Annotated in this window: 21 protein-coding genes; 19 read left to right on the top strand and 2 right to left on the bottom strand. The window is 64.9% G+C overall.

Annotated elements, in window-relative coordinates; translation table 11 throughout:
* The first annotated feature begins 50 nt into the window (after positions 1-50).
* Positions 51-338 carry a hypothetical protein gene (locus THL1_RS07370; RefSeq protein WP_069082651.1) on the top strand — a complete coding sequence of 96 codons (288 nt, stop codon included), beginning with the start codon at positions 51-53 and terminating at the stop codon, positions 336-338.
* 321 nt (positions 339-659) lie between these two features.
* Positions 660-1,127 (top strand): BRO-N domain-containing protein, encoded by a 468-nt coding sequence (locus tag THL1_RS07365; protein ID WP_069082650.1) that lies wholly within the window; start codon positions 660-662, stop codon positions 1,125-1,127.
* A gap of 168 nt (positions 1,128-1,295) precedes the next feature.
* Here THL1_RS07365 and THL1_RS07360 read toward each other — a convergent pair whose 3' ends face one another.
* Positions 1,296-2,069 (bottom strand): helix-turn-helix transcriptional regulator, encoded by a 774-nt coding sequence (locus tag THL1_RS07360; RefSeq protein WP_069082649.1) that lies wholly within the window; start codon positions 2,067-2,069, stop codon positions 1,296-1,298.
* A 111-nt stretch (positions 2,070-2,180) separates the two neighbouring features.
* Between THL1_RS07360 and THL1_RS07355 the strand changes: the two genes are divergently transcribed.
* The 16 genes from THL1_RS07355 to THL1_RS07280 all read left to right on the top strand — a co-directional run bounded on the left by THL1_RS07355 (position 2,181) and on the right by THL1_RS07280 (position 18,970).
* Positions 2,181-3,284, top strand: a complete 1,104-nt coding sequence (locus tag THL1_RS07355; RefSeq protein WP_069082648.1) for a polyamine ABC transporter substrate-binding protein — start codon at positions 2,181-2,183, stop codon at positions 3,282-3,284.
* Between the two features lie 45 nt (positions 3,285-3,329).
* A complete protein-coding gene (locus tag THL1_RS07350; protein WP_069082647.1) occupies positions 3,330-4,463 on the top strand; it encodes a P1 family peptidase in 1,134 nt (377 codons plus the stop codon).
* Positions 4,464-5,524: 1,061 nt separating this feature from the next.
* Positions 5,525-6,391 carry a formyltetrahydrofolate deformylase gene (purU, locus tag THL1_RS07345; RefSeq protein WP_069082646.1) on the top strand — a complete coding sequence of 289 codons (867 nt, stop codon included), beginning with the start codon at positions 5,525-5,527 and terminating at the stop codon, positions 6,389-6,391.
* Positions 6,388-7,311, top strand: coding sequence for a bifunctional methylenetetrahydrofolate dehydrogenase/methenyltetrahydrofolate cyclohydrolase FolD (gene folD / locus THL1_RS07340; protein ID WP_069082645.1), 924 nt, complete (start codon positions 6,388-6,390; stop codon positions 7,309-7,311). Before purU ends, folD begins: the two co-directional genes overlap by 4 nt.
* Positions 7,293-8,534, top strand: a complete 1,242-nt coding sequence (locus THL1_RS07335) for an FAD-dependent oxidoreductase (protein ID WP_069082644.1) — start codon at positions 7,293-7,295, stop codon at positions 8,532-8,534. Before folD ends, THL1_RS07335 begins: the two co-directional genes overlap by 19 nt.
* 115 nt (positions 8,535-8,649) lie before the next feature.
* Complete coding sequence (locus THL1_RS07330) at positions 8,650-8,952, top strand: sarcosine oxidase subunit delta (RefSeq protein WP_069082643.1); 303 nt, start codon at positions 8,650-8,652, stop codon at positions 8,950-8,952.
* Positions 8,949-11,846, top strand: coding sequence for an FAD-dependent oxidoreductase (locus tag THL1_RS07325; RefSeq protein WP_069082642.1), 2,898 nt, complete (start codon positions 8,949-8,951; stop codon positions 11,844-11,846). Before THL1_RS07330 ends, THL1_RS07325 begins: the two co-directional genes overlap by 4 nt.
* A gap of 3 nt (positions 11,847-11,849) precedes the next feature.
* Complete coding sequence (locus THL1_RS07320) at positions 11,850-12,419, top strand: sarcosine oxidase subunit gamma (RefSeq protein WP_069082641.1); 570 nt, start codon at positions 11,850-11,852, stop codon at positions 12,417-12,419.
* 121 nt (positions 12,420-12,540) lie between these two features.
* Positions 12,541-13,329: an IclR family transcriptional regulator gene (locus tag THL1_RS07315; protein ID WP_069082640.1), complete on the top strand. Its 789-nt coding sequence runs from the start codon at positions 12,541-12,543 to the stop codon at positions 13,327-13,329.
* 341 nt (positions 13,330-13,670) lie between these two features.
* Positions 13,671-14,261 (top strand): amino acid synthesis family protein, encoded by a 591-nt coding sequence (locus THL1_RS07310; protein WP_069082639.1) that lies wholly within the window; start codon positions 13,671-13,673, stop codon positions 14,259-14,261.
* Positions 14,262-14,287: 26 nt separating this feature from the next.
* Entirely contained in the window at positions 14,288-15,121 is an 834-nt protein-coding gene (locus THL1_RS07305) for an alpha/beta fold hydrolase (RefSeq protein ID WP_069082638.1), read from the top strand.
* Positions 15,118-16,599, top strand: a complete 1,482-nt coding sequence (locus THL1_RS07300) for an aldehyde dehydrogenase (protein WP_069082637.1) — start codon at positions 15,118-15,120, stop codon at positions 16,597-16,599. The genes THL1_RS07305 and THL1_RS07300 overlap by 4 nt, the downstream gene beginning before the upstream one ends.
* A 12-nt stretch (positions 16,600-16,611) precedes the next feature.
* Entirely contained in the window at positions 16,612-17,097 is a 486-nt protein-coding gene (locus THL1_RS07295; protein WP_069082636.1) for a flavin reductase family protein, read from the top strand.
* Between the two features lie 81 nt (positions 17,098-17,178).
* Positions 17,179-17,568, top strand: coding sequence for a carboxymuconolactone decarboxylase family protein (locus THL1_RS07290; protein ID WP_069082635.1), 390 nt, complete (start codon positions 17,179-17,181; stop codon positions 17,566-17,568).
* A gap of 81 nt (positions 17,569-17,649) precedes the next feature.
* Entirely contained in the window at positions 17,650-18,402 is a 753-nt protein-coding gene (locus THL1_RS07285) for a GntR family transcriptional regulator (RefSeq protein ID WP_069082634.1), read from the top strand.
* A gap of 4 nt (positions 18,403-18,406) precedes the next feature.
* Positions 18,407-18,970, top strand: coding sequence for an NUDIX hydrolase (locus THL1_RS07280; RefSeq protein WP_069082633.1), 564 nt, complete (start codon positions 18,407-18,409; stop codon positions 18,968-18,970).
* A 172-nt stretch (positions 18,971-19,142) separates the two neighbouring features.
* Here the strand turns inward: THL1_RS07280 and THL1_RS07275 are convergent, their stop codons facing one another.
* On the bottom strand, positions 19,143-19,436 hold the full coding sequence (locus THL1_RS07275) for a DUF1330 domain-containing protein (protein WP_069082632.1): 294 nt from the start codon (positions 19,434-19,436) through the stop codon (positions 19,143-19,145).
* 80 nt (positions 19,437-19,516) lie between these two features.
* On the opposite strand from THL1_RS07275, the gene ribBA reads away from it, so the two are divergent.
* Positions 19,517-20,626 carry a bifunctional 3,4-dihydroxy-2-butanone-4-phosphate synthase/GTP cyclohydrolase II gene (gene ribBA, locus THL1_RS07270; RefSeq protein WP_069082631.1) on the top strand — a complete coding sequence of 370 codons (1,110 nt, stop codon included), beginning with the start codon at positions 19,517-19,519 and terminating at the stop codon, positions 20,624-20,626.
* The last annotated feature ends 47 nt before the right edge of the window (positions 20,627-20,673 follow it).

Below are 20,673 nucleotides of genomic sequence, written 5' to 3'. Positions count from 1 at the left end.
GAATCTCTTGCAGTAACGCTTCGCGCCAGTCGGAGCACATAGGCGATGAAATGAATAACAGCCAAGAATTCCGCTTCATCAATGGGGCTCCCAAGCGGTTGCTGCTGGTAATCGAGCCGATTTCCAGCGAGTTCTGGATTGAAAGTCATGCCACGGTGAAGATTCTCGTGGAAGGAGACGATGTACCTGCGACCCTGGATGTCGAATATCTGGCTGGAGGTATGGTGGTTTACACCTCAGAAGGAAGCCGGGTCCAGGTCTTCAAGAACGGGCGCCACCTGCCCCAAGGGAGACGTTCTAAACGCATGGCATCGAGGTTATTCCGCCAAAGCTCCTAGTTGATGCGGCCCTCTCCAAGCCCCTCGCCCTCCCCCTGCTCTATCCCTATCCTCCCCCGGCCACGGTCAATCCCGTGGCCGGGTTTGACAGCCTGAAACACTGGCGCGATTGCGCCGCACGGTGCATGCGAAAAGCGGCGGACGTTTTTTGCAGGCCTTTGCTCGCATGCAGTTTTCTAACTGCACTGCTCTATGGCAGATCGCGTGGGGAGACCCTCGGGTCTGCCGGCTCCAGTGTCCGGTCTGTCAACCCTGCGCGATCTGCCGCCCTTCGATGACAGCGAATGGTGGCGGACTCTTTCCAAACACTGGAGATCCACCATGCACGACGCATACACCCCCATCGTTTTCCACCACCACGCCCACCGCCTGCGCGCCCTGATGATCGACCACCAACCCTGGTTCGTCGCCCATGACTTCGCCCGGTTGATGGGTGTCCGCAATGCCCGCCGTTTGCTCCATGCCCTGGAGCGTTTTGAAAAGCGCACCGTCTTGCTGGCGAACACCAGCGGCTTTCATGAAGAAGTCGACGCCATCAGCGATGCCGGGGCCTACAAGGCGCTGTTTCGCTTCGCCCGGCCGGACTACGCCGAGATCAGCCGCTGGCTGAGCGAGGTGCTGGTGCCGACGCTGCATGACTATCACCGTGATCCAGGTGCCGCACCGCGACGGGCCTTTATCCACTGGGCTGACCGGCAGATTGGTGTGGTGCGTTGGCAGCGGGAGCTGTGGGTGGCCTGGCGGGATTTGCCGGCCTTCATGGTGGATGGCGCGGCGGTGTCGGCATGAGTAGAGAAGGTGCGTTGATGGATGCGGTAGTCCACCTGTCGCGCAGCAACGTCGATGGCTTCCAGCGGCTTGTCAGGCTGGTGAGCCTCCTTGGCCGACTGCTTGCCGCGTGAAACGAGCTTTAAGCACAGCCTCCAGTTATGGCTGGCATGGCAGCAATTTGGCCGTTCAACGAGGCTGCAGCAGGAGGGCGAACAGCTCGGCGTGACCGTTGACGTTGAGCTTGTGGTAGAGGTTGCGCCGGTGCACCTTCACCGTTTCCGGGGAAATGCCCAAGCGCTGGGCGATCGCCTTGCTTGAGAACCCCTGGAGAATGAGTCGAGCAGTCTCGATTTCGCGTTCGGACAGGCGTGCGTCCAAGCGGTCCAGCAGGGTCAATAGATCGCCGGCCGCAGCAGCTGCAACCCGGCCCTCCGGCGGCATGAGTTGCAGGTGCCGACACATGGCAGCCAGCACCCAGTCGCGCACGCACAGCAGGCGGCCCTGTTCGTCGTGGCCGAAGGCCGTGGAGCGCCCCAGCGACAGACCGAGCACGACACCTTCGAGGTTGCAGATGAACTGCAGCTCGCCACTACCAATCACCGTGCGGAAGTAACTGAGGTAGTACTCGCTCTGCTGGAACTGGTCGGGCGCCACCGACTCGAGGCTGTGCAGGCCATCGGCGATGCCGCTGCAGGCGGCCTGGTAGAACGGATCGAGCAGGTACATACCGGCGCAGTAGTCCGCCAGATCCTCTCGCTCGTGCACCCCGGCGCGGAACTCGAAGTCGGCCAGCAGATGTGGCACCCGGCCCGGCTGCATCAGGGTCACCACGGCATTGTCCAGCGGCACAAGCAGACGCAGGGTATCCACCAGGCAGCGCCAGAATCCCTCCTTGCCCAAGGCGCCGATCACCCGCGCCAAGCCCTGGTGTATGGGCAACTCTTTCAACAAGGCTTCCACTCACTACCCCTTTCGCGTAACCCATGATGGGAATGGGTGAGTACCGCCCGTGCGAATACTCTGCATCCTCCTGACCATCACCGGTCTATAGCCGGTTAGGAGTGCCGCATCATGCGTCGTCACCACTCGTATCTCAACCTCGGAATTGGTGCCTGCCTGTCGGCCTGGATAGCAGCCGCCGCAGCAGATACCCCCAGCGTGCATGTGTACAACTGGTATGACTATATCGGTCCCACAACCCTGAAAGACTTCAAGCGTGACACGGGCATCATGCCCATCTACGACACCTTCGACAGCGCCGAAGTCCTTGAGAGCAAGCTGCTCACTGGCGGCAGCGGTTACGACGTGGTGGTGGCCAGCAACTTCAGCCTGCCGACGCTGATCAAGGCCGGCGTGCTCGAACCACTGAACCCGGCCAAGCTGCCGAACCTCAAGCACATGGACCCCGCCCTGCTGGCCAAGCTGGCCAGCAGCGATCCGGGCAACCGCTATGCCGTGCCCTATATGTGGGGCACCAACGGCATCGGCTACAACGTCGACAAGGTCCGCGCCGTGCTCGGCGAGCAGGCCCCGGTGGATTCCTGGGAGCTGCTGTTCAAGGAAGAAAACCTGGCCAAGCTCAGCCAGTGCGGCGTGGCCCTGCTCGATTCGCCGTCGGAGATCCTGCCCATCGTCCTGCAGTACCTGGGGCTGCCGCCCAACAGCAGCAACCCGGAGGACTATAAGAAGGCCGAGGCGCTGCTGCTCAAGCTGCGCCCGCACATCGCCTACTTCAACTCGTCCAAGTTCATCACCGACCTGTCCAACGGCGATATCTGCGTGGCGGTGGGCTGGGCCGGCGGCATGCTGGACGCCAAGGCCAACGCTGAGCAGGCTGGCAACGGCGTGCGCATCGAATACAGCCTGCCGAAGGAAGGCGCGCCGCTGTGGTTCGACACCCTGGTGCTGCTCAAGCAGGCGCCCCACCCGACCCAGGGCCTGGCCTTCATCGACTACCTGATGCGCCCGGAAGTCGTTGCGCCGATTACCGACTACCTGCGCTACCCCAACGGCAACCGCAGCGCGACCCCCCTGGTCAGCGCGGCGACGCGCAACAACCCGGCCGTCTACCCGTCGGCAGAAACCATGGCCAGTCTGTTCACCCTGGAACCCCTGCCGAAGAAGACCGAGCGTATCCGCACCCGTGTGTGGAGCAAGGTAAAGAGCGGTCAGTAAGCCCGCCGAACTTTTCCTGATAACCCTCTGACAACGAGAAAGACCATGAAATTGCGTGCCCGCGACCTGAACATCCAGTTCGGCCAACTGCAACCCGGCCCCCTCAACGCCATCACCGACGTACCCGGCGTGCGCGTCGGCCACAGCAATATCCGCGGGCGCACCGCCAGCGGCCGCGACATCAACACCGGGGTCACCCTGATCGAGCCGCGCCCGGGTTCCACCACCCATCAGCCGTGCTTCGCCGGTGTGCATATCCTCAACGGCAACGGCGACGCCACCGGCCTGGAGTGGATTCGTGAGGCCGGCCTGCTGACCAGCCCGATCGCCTTCACCAACACCCACAGCGTGGGTGTGGTGCGCGACGCCTTGATCGCCCTGGACCGCCAGAGCCAACCCGCTGACGGGCGCCTGTACTGGAACATGCCGGTGGTGCTGGAAACCTTCGACGGCCTGCTCAATGACATCAACGGCTTCCACGTGCGCGCCGAGCATGTGGCCGAAGCCATGGACCGTGCCATAGGTGGCCCGGTGACCGAAGGCGCAGTCGGCGGTGGCAGCGGCATGATCTGTCACGAGTACAAGGGCGGCATCGGCACCGCCTCGCGGCGCCTGAGTGTGGCGCAGGGCGGCTGGACCGTGGGCGCCATAGTCCAGGCCAACCATGGCACCCGCCGCGAGTTGCGCGTGGATGGTTACCCGGTGGGGCGCTACATGGAAAAGGCTACCTCGCCGTTCCTGCGCGCCGACCTGCCCCATCCCGGCATGGGCTCGATCGTCGTCTGCCTGGCCACCGATGCCCCGCTGCTGCCGCACCAGTGCACCCGCCTGGCCCAGCGCGCCAGCATCGGCATCGCCCGCACCGGCGGCGGCAACGAGGATTGCAGCGGTGACATCTTCGTCGCCTTCTCCACCGGCAACCAGCAGCTGGAGGCAACCGCTTACGAGCGTAAGGGCGCCTTCACCTGCGACGGCCTGCGCATGGTCAACAACGACCATATCGGCGATTTGTTCCTCGCCGCCTCGGAGGCTGTGGAGGAAGCCATCATCAATGCGCTGGTGGCGGCAACCACCACCGAAGGCAATGGCCATACGGTTAAGGGACTGGACGCCGCCACGTTGCTGAAGGCCCTGCGTCAGGCCGGCTGGCCGGGGGCCGGGCAAGGCGATCTGATCTAGCAAACCCACAACACGCTGGAGAACCTTCGTTAACAGCAGAACGCCACCTGGTCGTGCTACAGGTGGCGTACCTATCGAGGTAGCCTGGACAATCGCTGGTGAAAGACGCTCTGCGGTTTTCCACCCTACGCGAACTTGAGGGTTATGAAGGGTGGGCAACGCGTTTCTGGTCAGCCCCCTCTCCCTCTGAACCACCGCAATCTCCCTTCCCCCCGCTAGCGGGAGAGGGGTGACTCGCGCCGGCAGCTCCGCATTCCTGTGGAGGCACATCTCTGTCGGAGCCAATTCATTCGCCAAGCAGCCCGCAGGATTGCCGTAGGTTGGTCCGAGCGCAGCGAGGCCCAACGCTGCGACCTCGACGCCACTTCGGCGTTGGGCTTCGCTTCGCTCGCGGAACACCGCCCGACCCAACCGACGGACACACCTCGCATCCGTGTAGAAGGCGCGAATTCATTTGGACGTGGTGATGAGTCACCGGCTCTGCCTGTGACGATACGAGTCCGCGAACCAGCAGGATGCTGCGAGTCCCGTAGGGTGCGCCGCGCGCACCGGGAGACAGGCACGGAGTCGCCAGCATCGCCGCGGTGCGCATGGCGCACCCTACTGTTGGGCACGGTGATGGAGATCAGCTGGGTGCTGCGTGTGAGGATGGCCCCCTTATAGGGGGCAAGCACAGCGGGCGGCTTTTGTAGGTTGGCGCAGAGCGAAGCGAAGCCCAACGTGCGAGGTCGATTCATGGCCATGTTGGGCCTCGCTCCGCTCGGACCAACCTACGGGGCCGCTGCATGACTGATTGACATGGAATCTCCCACAGCAGTGGTCACCTCCCCCTCCCCACCCCCTCCCCCGCAAGCGGGAGAGGGGTTCAAAGCTCAAAAACTTTCCTCCCAAGATAAAAATTTTCCCAACAGGCTAGACCTGCACCTTCGCTTCGCCTATAAAAGCGCCAAGGGAAAATTTTATTCCTACCAGTAAAAACAGCTTCACCGATAAAACCTCGCTTCACCCTTGAAGATTTCCGCCTTGCGCCGAGCTGCCGCCATTCCAACAGAGGACCAGACATGCAACACGCCACCAGCCATTTCATCCTCAAGATCAGTTGCCCGGCTGTTTCGGGCATCGTCGCGGCGGTGACCACCTACCTGGCGGACAAGGGTTGCTACATCAGCGAGATGTCGCAGTTCGACGATGACACCAGCGGCCGTTTCTTCATGCGCGCGGTGTTCCGCTTCAACGACCAGTACGACGGCGACATCGACGAAGTCGAGCAGGGCTTCGATGCCGTCGCGCGCCGCTTCGACATGGACTGGACCCTGCACAGCACTGCCCAGCCCATGCGCGTGCTGCTGATGGTGAGCAAGTACGACCATTGCCTGTCCGACCTGCTCTACCGCCACCAGAAGGGCGAGATGGACATGCAGATCACTGCAATCGTTTCCAACCACCTGGACCTGCGGCCGATGGCCGAGCGCGAGGGTATCCGCTTCATCTACCTGCCGGTCACCCGCGACACCAAGGCCCAGCAGGAAGCCGCGCTGATGAAGATCGTCGACGAAACCCAGACCGATCTCGTGGTACTCGCCCGTTACATGCAGATCCTCTCCGACGACCTGTGCAAGCAACTCTCGGGCCGCGCGATCAACATCCACCACTCCTTCCTGCCCGGCTTCAAGGGTGCCAAGCCCTATCACCAGGCTTACGAGCGTGGCGTGAAGCTGATCGGCGCCACTGCGCATTACGTCACCAGCGACCTCGACGAAGGTCCGATCATCGAGCAGGAAGTGCAGCGCGTGGACCACGCGTACTTGCCTGACGATCTGGTGGCCGTGGGTCGTGACACCGAAACCGTGGCCCTGTCCAAGGCGGTGAAATACCACCTGGAGCACCGGGTCTTCCTCAATGGCGACCGCACGGTGATCTTCCGGTGAACACACAAGCCCCCATCCAACTGATCGACGGCAAGGCCGCCGCCGCCCGCGTGCTGGCCGAGGTGGCCGAGGAAGTACGCGCGATGAAAGCGGGCGGAATAGCCCCTGCATTGGCCGTGGTGTTGGTCGGTCAGGACCCGGCCAGCCAGGTCTACGTGCGCAACAAGGTGCTGCGCGCCGAGGAGTGCGGCATCCGTTCCCTGGAACACAAGCTGCCGGCGGACACCGCCGAAGCCGACCTGCTGGCACTTATCCACAGCCTCAATGCCGATGCCGGCGCGCACGGCATTCTCGTGCAGCTGCCGCTGCCGGCGCATATCGATGAAACCCGTGTCCTCCAGGCCATCGATCCGCTGAAGGACGTGGACGGCTTCCACGCCGAGAACGTTGGCGGCCTCAGCCAGGGCCGCGACGTGCTCACGCCCTGCACCCCGGCCGGCTGCCTACGTCTGTTGCAGGACACCTGCGGCGACCTGTCCGGCAAGCACGCGGTGGTGATCGGCCGCTCCAACATCGTCGGCAAGCCCATGGCCGCCCTGCTGCTCAAGGCCCATTGCTCGGTGACCGTGGTGCATTCGAGAAGCGCCAACCTGCGCGAACTCTGCCGCCAGGCCGACATCGTCGTCGCCGCCGTCGGCCGCCCGCGCCTGGTGGATGCCGACTGGCTGAAGCCCGGCGCCGTGGTCATCGATGTCGGCATCAACCGCATCGAGGAAGGCGGCCGCTCGAAGCTGGTGGGTGATGTCGACTTCGACTCCGCCCTCACCCGCGCCGCCGCCATCACCCCAGTACCCGGCGGCGTCGGCCCCATGACCATCGCCTTCCTGATGAAGAACACCCTGGCCGCGGCGCGCCTCCAGCACCCGTCCCCCATCACCCTTGCCCAGCTTCCGGAGGCGTCATGCCCTTCAATCTCCTGAAATACGGCCTGAGCTCCGAATACCCGGTGGAGGTGGACCTGCCGCCGCCCACCGAACTCAAGCCGTCCTACGACGTGGTCATCATCGGCGGCGGCGGCCACGGCCTGGCCACCGCCTACTACCTGTCGAAGTACCACGGCATCACCAATGTCGCGGTGCTGGAGAAGTCCTACCTCGGCGGCGGCAACACCGCGCGCAACACGGCGGTGATCCGTTCCAACTACCTCACCTCCGAAGGCGTGCGCTTCTACGCCGAGTCGGTGAAGCTGTTCCAGAACCTCTCCAACGAGTTCGACTTCAACATCATGTATTCCGAGCGCGGCCAGCTCACCCTGGCCCACACGGATGCCACGGTACGCGCCTTCCGCCAGCGCGCCGAAGTGAACAAGCACTTCGGTGGCCGCACCGAGATGATCGACCGCCAGCAGATCCGCGAACTGGTGCCGACCCTCAACCTCGACCCCGGCCACCTGCCGGTACTCGCCGGCCTCTGGCACATCGACGGTGCCACCGCCCGCCACGACGCCGTGGCCTGGGGCTACGCCAAGCAGGCGGCCAAGCGCGGGGTGGAAATCCACCAGCTCACCGAAGTGCAGGACCTGGTCATCGAAAACGGCCGCATCACCGCCGTGAAGACCAATCGCGGCACGGTGAAATGCGGCTGTGCGGTGCAGGCCATCGCTGGCCACAGCTCGCTGATGCTGGCCAAGGCGGGCATCCGCGCGCCGATTCACACCTACCCGCTGCAAGCGATGGTGACTCAGCCGTTCAAGCCCTTCCTCGACCCGCTGGTGAGCTCCTCCGCCCTGCACTGCTACGTGCAGCAGACCAGCCGTGGCGAGATCGTCTTCGGCGGCGGCTCCGACCCTTACCCGCTGTACAACACCCGCTCCACCCTGGACCTCAAGGAAAGCCTGCTGGCGCACGCCATCGAGATGTTCCCCTTCATGGCCAACGCCAAGCTGATGCGCCAGTGGGCGGGGATCACCGACATGACCCCCGACTACAGCCCGATCATGGGCCTGTCGCCAGTGCAGAACTATTACCTGGACGCCGGCTGGGGCACCTGGGGCTTCAAGTCCACGCCCATCTGCGGCAAGACCATGGCCGAACTGGTGGCCAGCGGCGGCAAGGTGCCGGACCTGATCAAGCCCTTCGCCCTGGAGCGCTTCAGCACCTTCCAGCAGGTCAACGAAATGGGCGCGACCGCCGCCAGCCACTGATGAGTTCAGCCGTAGGAGCGAGCTCTGCTCGCGAACCGGAACAGAAGCTTCGCGAGCAAAGCTCGGTCCTACAAGTACCTATTACCGCAGCCTTGCTCGCTAAGGAGTGAAGCCCATGAAGATCATGAACTGTCCGCTCAACGGTCCCCGAAACATCAGCGAATTCACCTACGGCGGCGAGTTCAAGCAGATGCCCGATCCGGCCATCTGCACCGACGCCGAATGGGCCGACTACGTGTTCAACAGCGACAACATCGCCGGCGTGGTCCGCGAGTGGTGGATGCATAACGCCTCCAGCTACTGGTTCCTCGCCGAGCGCCACACGGTGACCGACCAGATCATTCGCACCTTCGACCCGAAGGAAGTCTTCACCCAGCGGGTCGAGTTCGCCCCGCACACCCAGGAGATCGCCGGATGAGCCGCCTCCCCGCCCCCATGGGCCTGCTGATCGACCGCGACCAGCCATTGGCCTTCGATTTCGACGGCACCGCCTACCAGGGCTTTGCCGGCGACAGCATCGCCAGTGCCCTGCTCGCCAACGGCCGCTGGCTGCTCTCGCGCTCCTTCAAATACCACCGCCCGCGTGGCCCGCTGACCATGGCCGGGCAGGACGCCAACACCCTGGTGCAACTGCCGGATGAGCCCAATGTGCTGGCCGATGCCCAAGCCATTCGCTCGGGGCTCAGCGTTACCGCGCAGAACGTCAACGGTTCGCTGGACAACGACCGCGACGCCTACCTCGGCACGTTCTCCAAGTTCATGCCGGTGGGCTTCTATTACCGCTCCTTCTATAAGCCCAAGGGCATGTGGAAGGTCTGGGAGCCGCTGATCCGCAAGAAAGCCGGCCTCGGCGTGCTCGACCTGAAGTTCAAGCCGCAGTATTACGACAAGGCCTACCTGTTCGTGGATGTCGCCATCATCGGCGCCGGCCCCGCCGGTCTTTCCGCCGCACTCACCGCCGCCAATGCCGGCGCCAAGGTGCTGCTGATCGAGCAACAGCCGGTGCTCGGCGGCTCACTCACCTATGCGCGCTTCGACGTGGCAGGCCGCCGTGCCGACATCCTGCGCCGCGAACTGGTATCCGCCGTGGAAGGCCACGCCAATATCCAGGTGCTGAAGGAAGCCACCTGCAATGCCTGGTTCACCGAAAACTACCTGCCGGTGATCCAGGGCCGGCGGATGTACAAGGTGCGGGCGAAGCAGTGCATCGTCAGCGCCGGCTCCTTCGACCAGCCGGTGGTGTTCCGCAACAACGATCTGCCCGGTGTGATGCTCGCCAGCGCCGCCCAGCGTCTGATGAAGCTCTACGCGGTGAAGCCCGGAAAACGCGCCGTGGTGCTCACTGGCAACGACGACGGCTACCTCGCGGCCCTCGACCTCGCCGAGCAGGGCGTGCAGGTGGCGGCCCTGGTGGACATGCGCCAGCAGCCTGCCGATGCCACGCTGAAAATCGCCGTGGAGAAACAGGGCATCCCCTGCCACCTCGGCAGCACTGTCTATGAGGCGCTGCACGAGAAGGGCATGCGCCATGTCAGCGGCGTGGATATCCGCCGCATCACCGCCCAGGGCCAGGTAGGTGAGCAGGGTCTGCAACTTTCCTGCGACCTGCTGTGCATGTCCGCCGGCTACATGCCTGTGTATCAATTGCTCTGCCAGGCCGGCGGCAAGCTGGCCTACGACGAGCAGCGCGCCGAGTTCGCCATCAGCGGCCTGCCGGAAGGCCTCACCATCGCCGGCTCGGTGAACGGCCGGCACAACCTGGACAACGTGTTGCTGGATGGTGCCCGCGTCGCCGCGCGCGTCGCTAGAGCCCTTAGTCTGGATGCTGGCATCGGTGAAGCCGAGTTGAACGGTGAGGCGCGAGTCAACTTCGACTGGCCGATCTTCCCGCACCCCAAGGGCAAGGATTTCGTCGACTTCGACGAAGACCTGCAGGTGCGCGACATCGTCAATGCCACCCGCCACGGCTACCGCGACGTGCAACTGGTGAAGCGCTTCTCCACCGTCGGCATGGGCCCGTCCCAGGGCCGTCACTCGGCGCTACCCACCGCACGCCTGGTTGCCCAGGCCACCCGCCGCAGCATCAGCGAAACCGGCGTGACCACCGCGCGCCCGCCCTTCGAGGCGGAGAAGCTTGCCCACGTCGCCGGCCGCGCCTTCGACCCGTACCGCCAGACCGCGATGCACAGCCGGCATGTGGCCGCCGGCGCCAAGCTGATGCCGGCGGGCATCTGGCAACGCCCGGCGTTCTACGGCAAGGCCGAGGATCGCGAACGCTGCATGCAGGAAGAAGCGCGCCATGTGCGCGAGACGGTTGGCCTGATCGACGTCTCCACCCTGGGCGGTTTGGACGTACGCGGCCCGGACGCCGCCGAGCTGCTGGAGCGCATCTACACCCTGCCCTTCAAGAAGCAGCCGGTAGCGCGAACCCGCTATGCGCTGATGACCAACGAGCACGGCGTGGTGATCGATGACGGCGTCTGCGCGCGCCTGGCCGACAACCACTTCTATGTCACCGCCACCACCAGCGGCGTGGACCGCATCTACCAGCAGATGCTCAAGTGGAACGCCCAGTGGCGCCTCAACGTGGACATCGCCAATGTCACCGCCGCCCTCGCCGCGGTGAACCTGGCGGGGCCGCTGTCGCGCAAGGTGCTGGAGAAGCTCTGCGACGATGTCGACCTGTCCGCCGAAGGCTTCCCCTACCTCGCCGTGCGCACCGGCACCGTGGCCGGCATTCCGGCGCGGCTGATGCGCGTCGGCTTCGTCGGTGAGCTGGGTTACGAGATCCACGTTCCCGCGCGCCACGGTGGCCAGTTGTGGGACGCGCTGATGGCCGCCGGTACCGAGTTCGGCATCCGTCCGTTCGGCGTCGAGACCCAGCGTCTGCTGCGCCTGGAAAAGGGCCACGTGATCATCAGCCAGGACACCGACGGCATGACCCATCCGGGCGAGATCGACATGGAATGGGCCATCGGCCGCAAGAAGGCCTTCTTCGTCGGCAAGCGATCCTTCGAAATCCTTGAAAGGCAGCCCCTGAAGCGCAAGCTGGTGGGCTTCACCCTGCCCAAGGGCAGCGCGCAGCCGCTGGAAGGCCACCTGGTGCTGAACGGCCCGGACATCAGCGGCAACGTCACCTCCTGCGAGTACTCCGGCACCCTCGGCCAGATCATCGGCCTGGCCTACGCCGGTGCCGACCAGGCCGAACCGGGCTCTCTGATCCCGATCCGCGTCGAGGGTGGCCAGGTGGTCCAGGCCACCGTGGTGCAACTGCCCTTCTTCGATCCCGACAACCAGCGCCAGGAGCTCTGAGCCATGACCAGCCTCAATCCCATCGAGCGCTGCGCGCTCATCGACCTCACCGACCTGCCGCGCGTGGGCTTTCGCGGCATCGACGCCGCCGCCTTTCTGAACGAACGCGGCTACCAGCTGCCGGAGGCGCCCAACCGGGCGCTGACGCAGGATGACGGCTCTCTGGTGGCGCGCCTGTCGCAGACCGAGTACCTGCTGCTGGGCAGCCTCGCCGACCGGGGCGAACGCATCGCCGCCGAAGAAGCCGGGTGGCAACTCGGCGACAGCGGCAACTACCTGCTGCCGCGCCAGGACAGCCACGCCTGGTTGCAGCTCTCCGGCCGCCACGTGGCGGAGGTGATGGCCAAGGTCTGTGGCGTCGACCTGCGGCCCGAGGCCTTCCCCGTGGGGGCTGTGGCGCAGACTTCGGCGGCGCGGATCAATGTCATCGTGATCAACGCCGGAACGGGCGAGTTGCCGCGCTTCCACATCCTCTGCGACCGGGCATCGCTCGACTACTTCCACGGCGCCATGCTGGATGCCATGGAGGAGTTCGGCGGAGAGCCGATGTCGTTGGACACGCTGCTCTCGTAGGTTGGGTCGGGCGGCGTTCCGCGAGCGAAGCGAAACCCAACGATTCCTGGTCATGTCCGCCGTTGGGCTTCGCTGCGCTCTGCGCCAACCTACAAAAGCGTATCTGATCGAAGGAGTCCTGATGACCACCATCGAAACCCCGGAACGGGATACCGATTACCGCGTGCCCGCCCTGGAGCGTGGGCTGACCATCCTCGGCATGTTCACTGCGCGAGAACGCAGCCTCGGCATGAACGACATGGCCGAGCGCCTGGGGGTCAGCCCCTCGGCCGTCTACCGCATCGTGCAGACGCTGGTGGAGATGGGGTATCTGCAAAAGGCCGGGCGCAATGCCTTCGAGCTGGGCGCGCGGGTGATCTCCAACGGCTTCGCCTACCTCGCCAGCCGCGACATAGTCGAAGTCGCCATGCCCTTTCTCAACGACCTGCGCGACCGTACCTCGCTGTCCTGCCACCTGAGCATCCGCGAACAGACGGACAGCCTTTACCTGTACCGCGCCTTCGCGCCCCAGCGCCTCACCGTGAACATCCCAGTCGGTACCCGCCTGCCCTGCCACAGCACGGCACTGGGTCGCGTACTGCTCACCGCGCTGGACGAGATCGAACTGAGCCAGCTCTACCAGCACGTGCGCCTCGACGACTACCCGCCGCCAGCACCGCGCACCCTGCCGGAGCTGCAGCAGCTGATCGCCCAGGACCGCGAGCGCGGCTGGGTGCTGCACCGTTCCGACTACTCCACCGCCATCGCCACCGGAATCCGCAACCACAGCGGTGCAGTGGTCGCCGCCATCAACCTCTCCGGCCCCGATGCCGTGATGGATGGTCCCGACGCCCAGGCCACCTTCCTCCAGGCCCTGGGCCAGGCCCAGGCGCTGATCTCGGCGCAGTTGGGGGCACCTTCCTTGGTCTGACCGCCCCCCGCTTCCTTGTAGGGGCGAATTCATTCGCCAACCGGACCGCAGGTTCGGCTCACAGCCCGGGGGACGCTGCGCGTCCCTTGGCGAATGAATTCGCCCCTACACGGTGTCAAAACGCCACATCTCGCTGGAATCTCGTATTACGGTATTCCATCTTTTCCCGTATCCTTCGCGCCCCTTCGGCCGCCCGTATGGCGCGGCGCTCCTGGCCTTTCTCCATTTCCGGATGACCTTCCGTCGCCAAGGCCTACCCTCTGCCGGCGGCTGACTCTTGCATATTCAATATTATGGTATACCATCAGACAGCAAGAGACTTCCCAAACCAGGAGAGCCCAATGAGCTTCGAAATCCGCAAGATCGTCAGCTACGTGGAAGAGACCTTCATCGAAGGCGGCAAGGCCACCGACAAGCCCGTGACCATGGTGGGCCTGGCCGTTGTGATCAAGAACCCGTGGCTCGGCCGTGGTTTCGTCGAAGACCTCAAGCCCGAGATCAAGGCCAACTGCTCCGACCTCGGCGCCATGATGGTCGAGCGCCTGACCGCCGCCATCGGCGGTGCAGCGAAGATCGAGGCCTATGGCAAGGCCGCCGTGGTCGGCGCCGACGGCGAAATCGAGCACGCTTCCGCGGTTATCCACACCCTGCGTTTCGGCAACCACTACCGCCAGGCGGTGAACGCCAAGAGCTACCTGAGCTTCACCAACAAGCGCGGTGGCCCGGGCACCTCGATCCAGATCCCGATGATGCACAAGGACGACGAAGGCCTGCGTTCCCACTACATCACCCTTGAAATGCAGATCGAAGACGCACCGCGCGCCGACGAAATCATCGTTGTGCTGGGCGCCGCCGACGGTGGCCGCCTGCATCCGCGCATCGGCAACCGCTACATCGATCTGGAAGAACTGGCCGCCGAGCAGGCCCAGTGATCCCAAGGCCCGTGCAGGAGCGATCCATGATTCGGCTCACCGCTGAACGCACACCGGCCGGCACCAGTTATCTGGCGACCGGCCAAGGCCACCCCGTGGTGCTGATCCACGGCGTCGGTCTGAACAAGGAAATGTGGGGCGGCCAGATCGTTGGCCTGGCCCCGCAGTTCCAGGTCATCGCCTACGACATGCTTGGCCATGGCGCCAGCCCGCGCCCTGAAGCGGGCACCGGGCTGCAGGGCTATGCCGAGCAACTGCGTGAATTGCTGGAGCACCTGAAGCTGGAGCGGGCAACCGTCATCGGCTTCTCCATGGGTGGCCTGGTGGCACGGGCCTTCGCCCTGCACTACCCGCAGCATATCGAGGGGCTGGTGATCCTCAACAGCGTCTTCAACCGCAGCGCCGAACAGCGCGCCGGGGTGATCGAACGCACACGCCAGGCCGCCGAACACGGCCCGGACGCCAACGCCGAAGCGGCCCTGTCGCGCTGGTTCAGCCGCGAGTACCAGGCAGCAAACCCCGCGCAGATCGCCGCTATTCGCCAAACCCTTGCCAGCAACGATCCGCAGGGCTATCTGACTACTTATGAGCTGTTCGCTACCCAGGATATGTACCGCGTAGACGACCTCGGCAGCATCACGGTGCCAACCCTGGTCGCCACCGGCGAACTGGATCCGGGCTCGACGCCCGAAATGGCCCGGCAACTCGCCGAGCGCATTCCCGGTGCCCAGGTGGCGGTACTCGAAGAGCAGCGGCACATGATGCCGGTGGAGTCGCCGCGCCTGGTCAACCAGGTGCTGCTGGATTTCCTCCAGCACGCGCAGACCTTACAGAACCCAGCAAAGGGGATCGTCGCATGACGCTCGCACGCTTCCAGATGTGCATCGACGGCCAGTGGGTCGATGCGCTGTCCGGCAAGACCTTCGAAAGCCTCAACCCGGCGCTCGCCGCGCCCTGGGCGGAACTGCCCGATGCCGACGAGGCGGATGTGGAGCGTGCCGTGCAGGCGGCCCAGAAGGCCTTCATGAACCCGGCCTGGCGCGGCCTTTCCGCCACCGCGCGGGGCAAGTTGCTGCGCCGCCTGGGCGACCTGATCGCCGAGAACAAGGAACACCTGGCCCAGCTGGAAAGCCGCGACAACGGCAAGCTGATCCGCGAAACCCGCGGCCAGGTCGGCTACCTGCCCGAATTCTTCCACTACACCGCGGGCCTGGCCGACAAGCTGGAAGGCGGTACCCTGCCGCTGGATAAGCCCGAGCTGTTCGCCTACACGGTGCATGAGCCGCTGGGCGTGGTGGCCGGGATCATTCCCTGGAACAGCCCGCTCTACCTCACCGCGATCAAGCTGGCCCCGGCCCTGGCCGCCGGCAACACCATCGTGCTGAAACCCTCGGAACACGCCTCGGCGACCATCCTCGAACTGGCGCGCCTGGCGCTGGAGGCCGGTATCCCGGCGGGCGTGGTCAACGTGGTCACCGGCTTCGGCCCCAGCACCGGCGCGGCGCTGACCCGCCATCCACTGGTGCGCAAGATCGCCTTCACCGGCGGCGCCGCCACCGCGCGCCACGTGGTGCGCAGCAGCGCGGAGAACTTCGCCAAGCTGTCGCTGGAACTGGGTGGCAAGTCGCCCAACATCATCTTTGCCGACGCCGACCTGGACAGCGCCATCAACGGCGCCGTGGCCGGCATCTACGCCGCCTCCGGGCAGAGCTGCGTGGCCGGTTCGCGCCTGCTGGTGCAGGACGAAATCTACGACGAGTTCGTCGAGCGCCTGGTAGCCCGCGCCCAGCGCATCCGCATCGGCAACCCGCAGGACGAGAGCAGCGAGATGGGCCCCATGGCCACCGCGCAGCAACTCGCCGTGGTCGAAGGCCTTGTCGCTGACGCCCTCGCCGAAGGCGCGCGCCTGCGCATGGGTGGCAAGCGTCCGGCAATCGACGAACAGGGCTGGTACTACGAGCCGACCCTGTTCGAGTGCGACAGCAACTCGATGAAGATCATGCAAGAAGAAGTCTTCGGCCCGGTGGCCTCGGTCATTCGGTTCAAGGACGAGGCGGAAGCCCTGGCGATCGCCAACGACTCCCAGTTCGGCCTGGCTGCCGGCATCTGGACCCGCGACCTGGGCCGCGCCCATCGCATGGCCCGTGACGTGCGCTCCGGGATCATCTGGGTCAACACCTACCGCGCGGTTTCGGCCATGGCGCCTATCGGCGGTTTCCACAACAGCGGCTACGGCCGCGAGAGCGGCATCGATTCGGTGCTGGCCTACACCGAGCTGAAGACGGTGTGGATCAACCTCTCGCAGGCGCCCATGCCCGACCCCTTCGTGATGCGCTGAGAGGACATCCCCATGATCGAACCCGGCATCTACAAAGAAGTGATGGGCTCATTCCCCTCCGGCGTCACAGTGGTCACCACCCTGGATGCCGAGGGCGAGATCGTCGGCATCACCGCCAGCGCTTTCAGCGCCCTATCCATCGACCCGGCCCTGGTGCTGTTCTGCCCTAACTACGCCTCGGACACCTACCCAATCCTGCGTGACAGCAAGCAGTTCGCCATCCACCTGCTCTGTGCCGACCAGCAGGCCGAAGCCTACGCCTTCGCCAAGAAGGGCAAGGACAAGGCCAAGGGCATCGACTGGCACCTGAGCGAGCTGGGCAACCCGCTGCTGTCCAAGGCCACCGCGATCATCGAATGCGAGCTGTGGCGCGAGTACGACGGCGGTGACCACGCGATCATCGTGGGAGCGGTGAAGAACCTGATCCTGCCCAAGGACGAGGTCACGCCCATGCTCTACCACAAGGGCAAGCTGGGCGCCCTGCCGGAGATTTCCTGAGTCACCTTCAGGGCCGCTGGTCGCCACTCTCGACAGCGGCCCCTTTTTTATTCGCAACCGGCGTTGCCGAAGGAGAACCCCATGAGCAACGACAAGTACACCAAGGGCCTGGAAATCCGTACCCAGGTGCTGGGCGAGGCCTATGTGAACAAGTCGATCCAGAACGCCGACGACTTCACCCGCCCGCTGCAGGAGCTGGTCACCGAGTACTGCTGGGGCCACGTCTGGGGCCGGGACGGCTTATCGCTGAAAGAACGCAGCATGATAAACTTGGCCATGATTTCGGCGCTCAACCGCCCCCACGAACTGAAGCTGCACGTTCGCGGCGCCCTGCGTAACGGCCTGTCCCGCGAGCAGATCCGCGAGATTCTCTTGCAAGTCGGCATCTACTGCGGTGTGCCGGCGGCGGTGGACAGCTTCCGCATCGCCCGTGAAGCCTTCGCCGAGGCCGATGCAGAGGCACAAGGTTGACCGCCGGCGCCACCCGATGATGGAGCACCCTCTGGTGCTCCTTCGTTTTTCCTACGGACAGCCATAACCAGAGCGGACCACATGAAACGCTTGCCCCTCGACGACAGCTTCAAGGTCAACCGCAATCCCGTCACCCTGCGCGAGATCGTCCTCGACAAGCTGCGGGGTGCCATCCTGAACTTCCAGCTGCTGCCGGGCGACCGCCTGGTGGAGCGCGACCTCTGCGACCGCCTCGGCGTCAGCCGCACCTCGGTACGCGAGGCCCTGCGCCACCTGGAGTCGGAAGGCCTGGTGGAGTTCGCCGATGCCAAGGGTCCGCGCGTGGCCATCATCACCCTGGAAGACGCCTGCGACATCTACGAGCTGCGCTGCGTGCTCGAAGGCCTGATCGTCCAGCTCTTCACCCTCAACGCCAAGGCCAAGGACATTCGCGCCCTGGAACGCGCCCTGGAGGAGAACCGCAAGGCCCTCGAGGAAGGCGAGCTGCAACAGGTGCTGGACTCCGTACAAGGTTTCTACGACGTGCTGCTGGAAGGCTCCGGCAACCACATCGCCGCCACCCAACTGCGCCAGTTGCAGGCGCGCATCAGCTACCTGCGCGCGACCTCGGTGTCCCAGGAAAACCGTCGCGGCGCCAGCAACAAGGAAATGGAGCGCATCGTCGAAGCCATCAAGAGCGGCGATCCGCTGGCCGCCCACCAGGCTTCGGTGGACCACGTGCGCGCCGCCGCCAAAGTGGCCCTGGACTACCTCAAGTCCAAGCAGGACGAACCGGGCAACGTGCGCGACATCGCCAGCCCGATCGCCCTGAAAGAGCCGCGCATCGGACGCTGATACCATGCCCTCCCCGCGCTTCTGTCCCGGTTGCGGCAGTGGCGGCCTGAGCCGCCAGCGTCCCGCCGGGGACACCCACGAACGGCTGGTATGCGCGGACTGCGGCTACGTCCACTACGAAAACCCGAAGATCATCGCCGGCTGCATCATCGAGCAGGACGGCAAGTACCTGCTCTGCCAGCGCGCCATCCCGCCGCGCCCCGGCACCTGGACGCTTCCAGCCGGCTTCATGGAGAACGGCGAGACCACCGAGGAAGCGGCCCTGCGCGAAGTCTGGGAAGAGAGCGGCGTGCGCGCCGAAATCGTCTCTCCCTACTCCATCTTCAGCGTGCCGAAGATCAGCGAGGTCTACATCATCTTCCGCGCCACCGCCCTGGAAGTGACCGGCCAGCACGGCCCGGAGACCCTGGACTATCGCTTCTTCGCCCCCGAAGAGATTCCCTGGGACGCCATCTATTACCCGGCCATCCGGCAGATCCTCGAGCGCTACATCGAGGAACGCCAGGCGGGCGTGTACGGCATCTATATGGGCAATGACGATACCGGGAAGATTCACTTCATCCGGTAGCACCCTCTCCCCCGCCCCCTCTCCCTGAAGAGGAGAGGGGTGACTCGAGCCTGATGCTTGCGAGCCAGCAGGAGACTCCGAAGTCATCTCGAAGAACTGATGGGTGAGTCCGCGCGGTCAAGCTCCCCTCGCCCTTCAGGGAGAGGGGCTGGGGGAGAGGGCAGGCCCCGCGTCAAGGCACCACCCCTTCCACAATGATCACCTCCGCCTTCGCCACCCCCTGGCGATATCCACAGGCTTCCTGGTATTCCGCCGAGCGGTAGCAGGCCAGGGCCTGATCATAGGATTCGAACTCGATCACCACGCTACGCTGGGGAGTAGCACGGCCTTCCATCGCCTCTGAACGGCCGCCACGGGCCAGCAACTTGCCGCCGTATCGGGCAAACGCTGCCGGGGCGCGGCGGGTGTATTCGCTGTAGCGTTCCGGGTCCGTCACATCGACGTGGGCGATCCAGTAAGCCTTCATGCTGACCTCTGCAGTTCCGGTTAAATTGGTATTATGGTATACCAGAAACCTTTCTCATTGATCCAGCCAGGTGTCGCACCATGCCGTTCAATCGCATCGAAGAAATCATCGAAGACTTCCGCCAGGGCAAGATGGTCCTGCTGGTGGACGACGAGGACCGCGAAAACGAGGGCGACCTGTTGCTGGCGGCGGAGAAGTGCAGCCCCGAGGCGATCAACTTCATGGCCCGCGAAGCCCGAGGCCTGATCTGCCTGACCCTGACCGATGAACACTGCGAACGCCTCGGCCTGGAGCAGATGGTGCCGGCCAATGGCAGCGCCTTCGCCACCGCCTTCACCGTCTCCATCGAAGCGGCCAGCGGCGTGACCACCGGCATCTCCGCCGCCGACCGCGCCCACACCGTGCTGACCGCCGTAGCGCCGGGCGCCAAGGCCGACGATCTGGTGCAGCCGGGCCACATCTTCCCCCTGCGGGCCCGTGAAGGTGGCGTACTGACCCGTGCCGGCCACACCGAAGCCGGCTGCGACCTGGCACGCCTGGCCGGCTTCAGTCCGGCGGCGGTGATCGTCGAAGTGATGAACGACGACGGCAGCATGGCCCGCCGACCGGACCTGGAAACCTTCGCCGAAAAGCACGGCATCAAGATCGGCACCATCGCCGACCTGATCCACTACCGCCTGAGCACCGAGCACACCGTCACCCGCATCGGCGAGCGCGAACTGCCCACCGTGCATGGCACCTTCCGCCTGGTCACTTACGAGGACCGCATCGAAGGGGGCGTACACATGGCCATGGTGATGGGCGACATCCAGCGCGACGAACCGACCCTGGTGCGGGTGCACGTGATCGACCCCCTGCGCGACCTGGTGGGTGCCGAGTACACCGGGCCGAAGAACTGGACCCTCTGGGCCGCCCTGCAGAAAGTGGCCGAGGCCGGGCGCGGCGTGGTGGTGGTTCTGGCCAACAACGAATCCTCCCAGGCCCTGCTGGAACGCGTGCCGCAGCTGACCCAGCCACGCCGGCAGTTCAGCCGCTCGCAGTCGCGTATCTACTCCGAAGTCGGCACCGGCGCGCAGATCCTCCAGGACCTGGGCGTGGGCAAACTGCGCCACCTGGGCGCGCCGCTGAAGTACGCGGGCCTGACCGGCTATGACCTGGAAGTGGTGGATACCCTGCCGTTCGAGGGGTGAGCCAAGGCCCTGAACCGCCGCTCCTCCCTGCACCGGGCCATGCTTCT

Source organism: Pseudomonas sp. TCU-HL1 (assembly GCF_001708505.1).
Lineage (GTDB): Bacteria > Pseudomonadota > Gammaproteobacteria > Pseudomonadales > Pseudomonadaceae > Metapseudomonas.
This window is presented reverse-complemented; position numbering and strand designations above follow the sequence as displayed.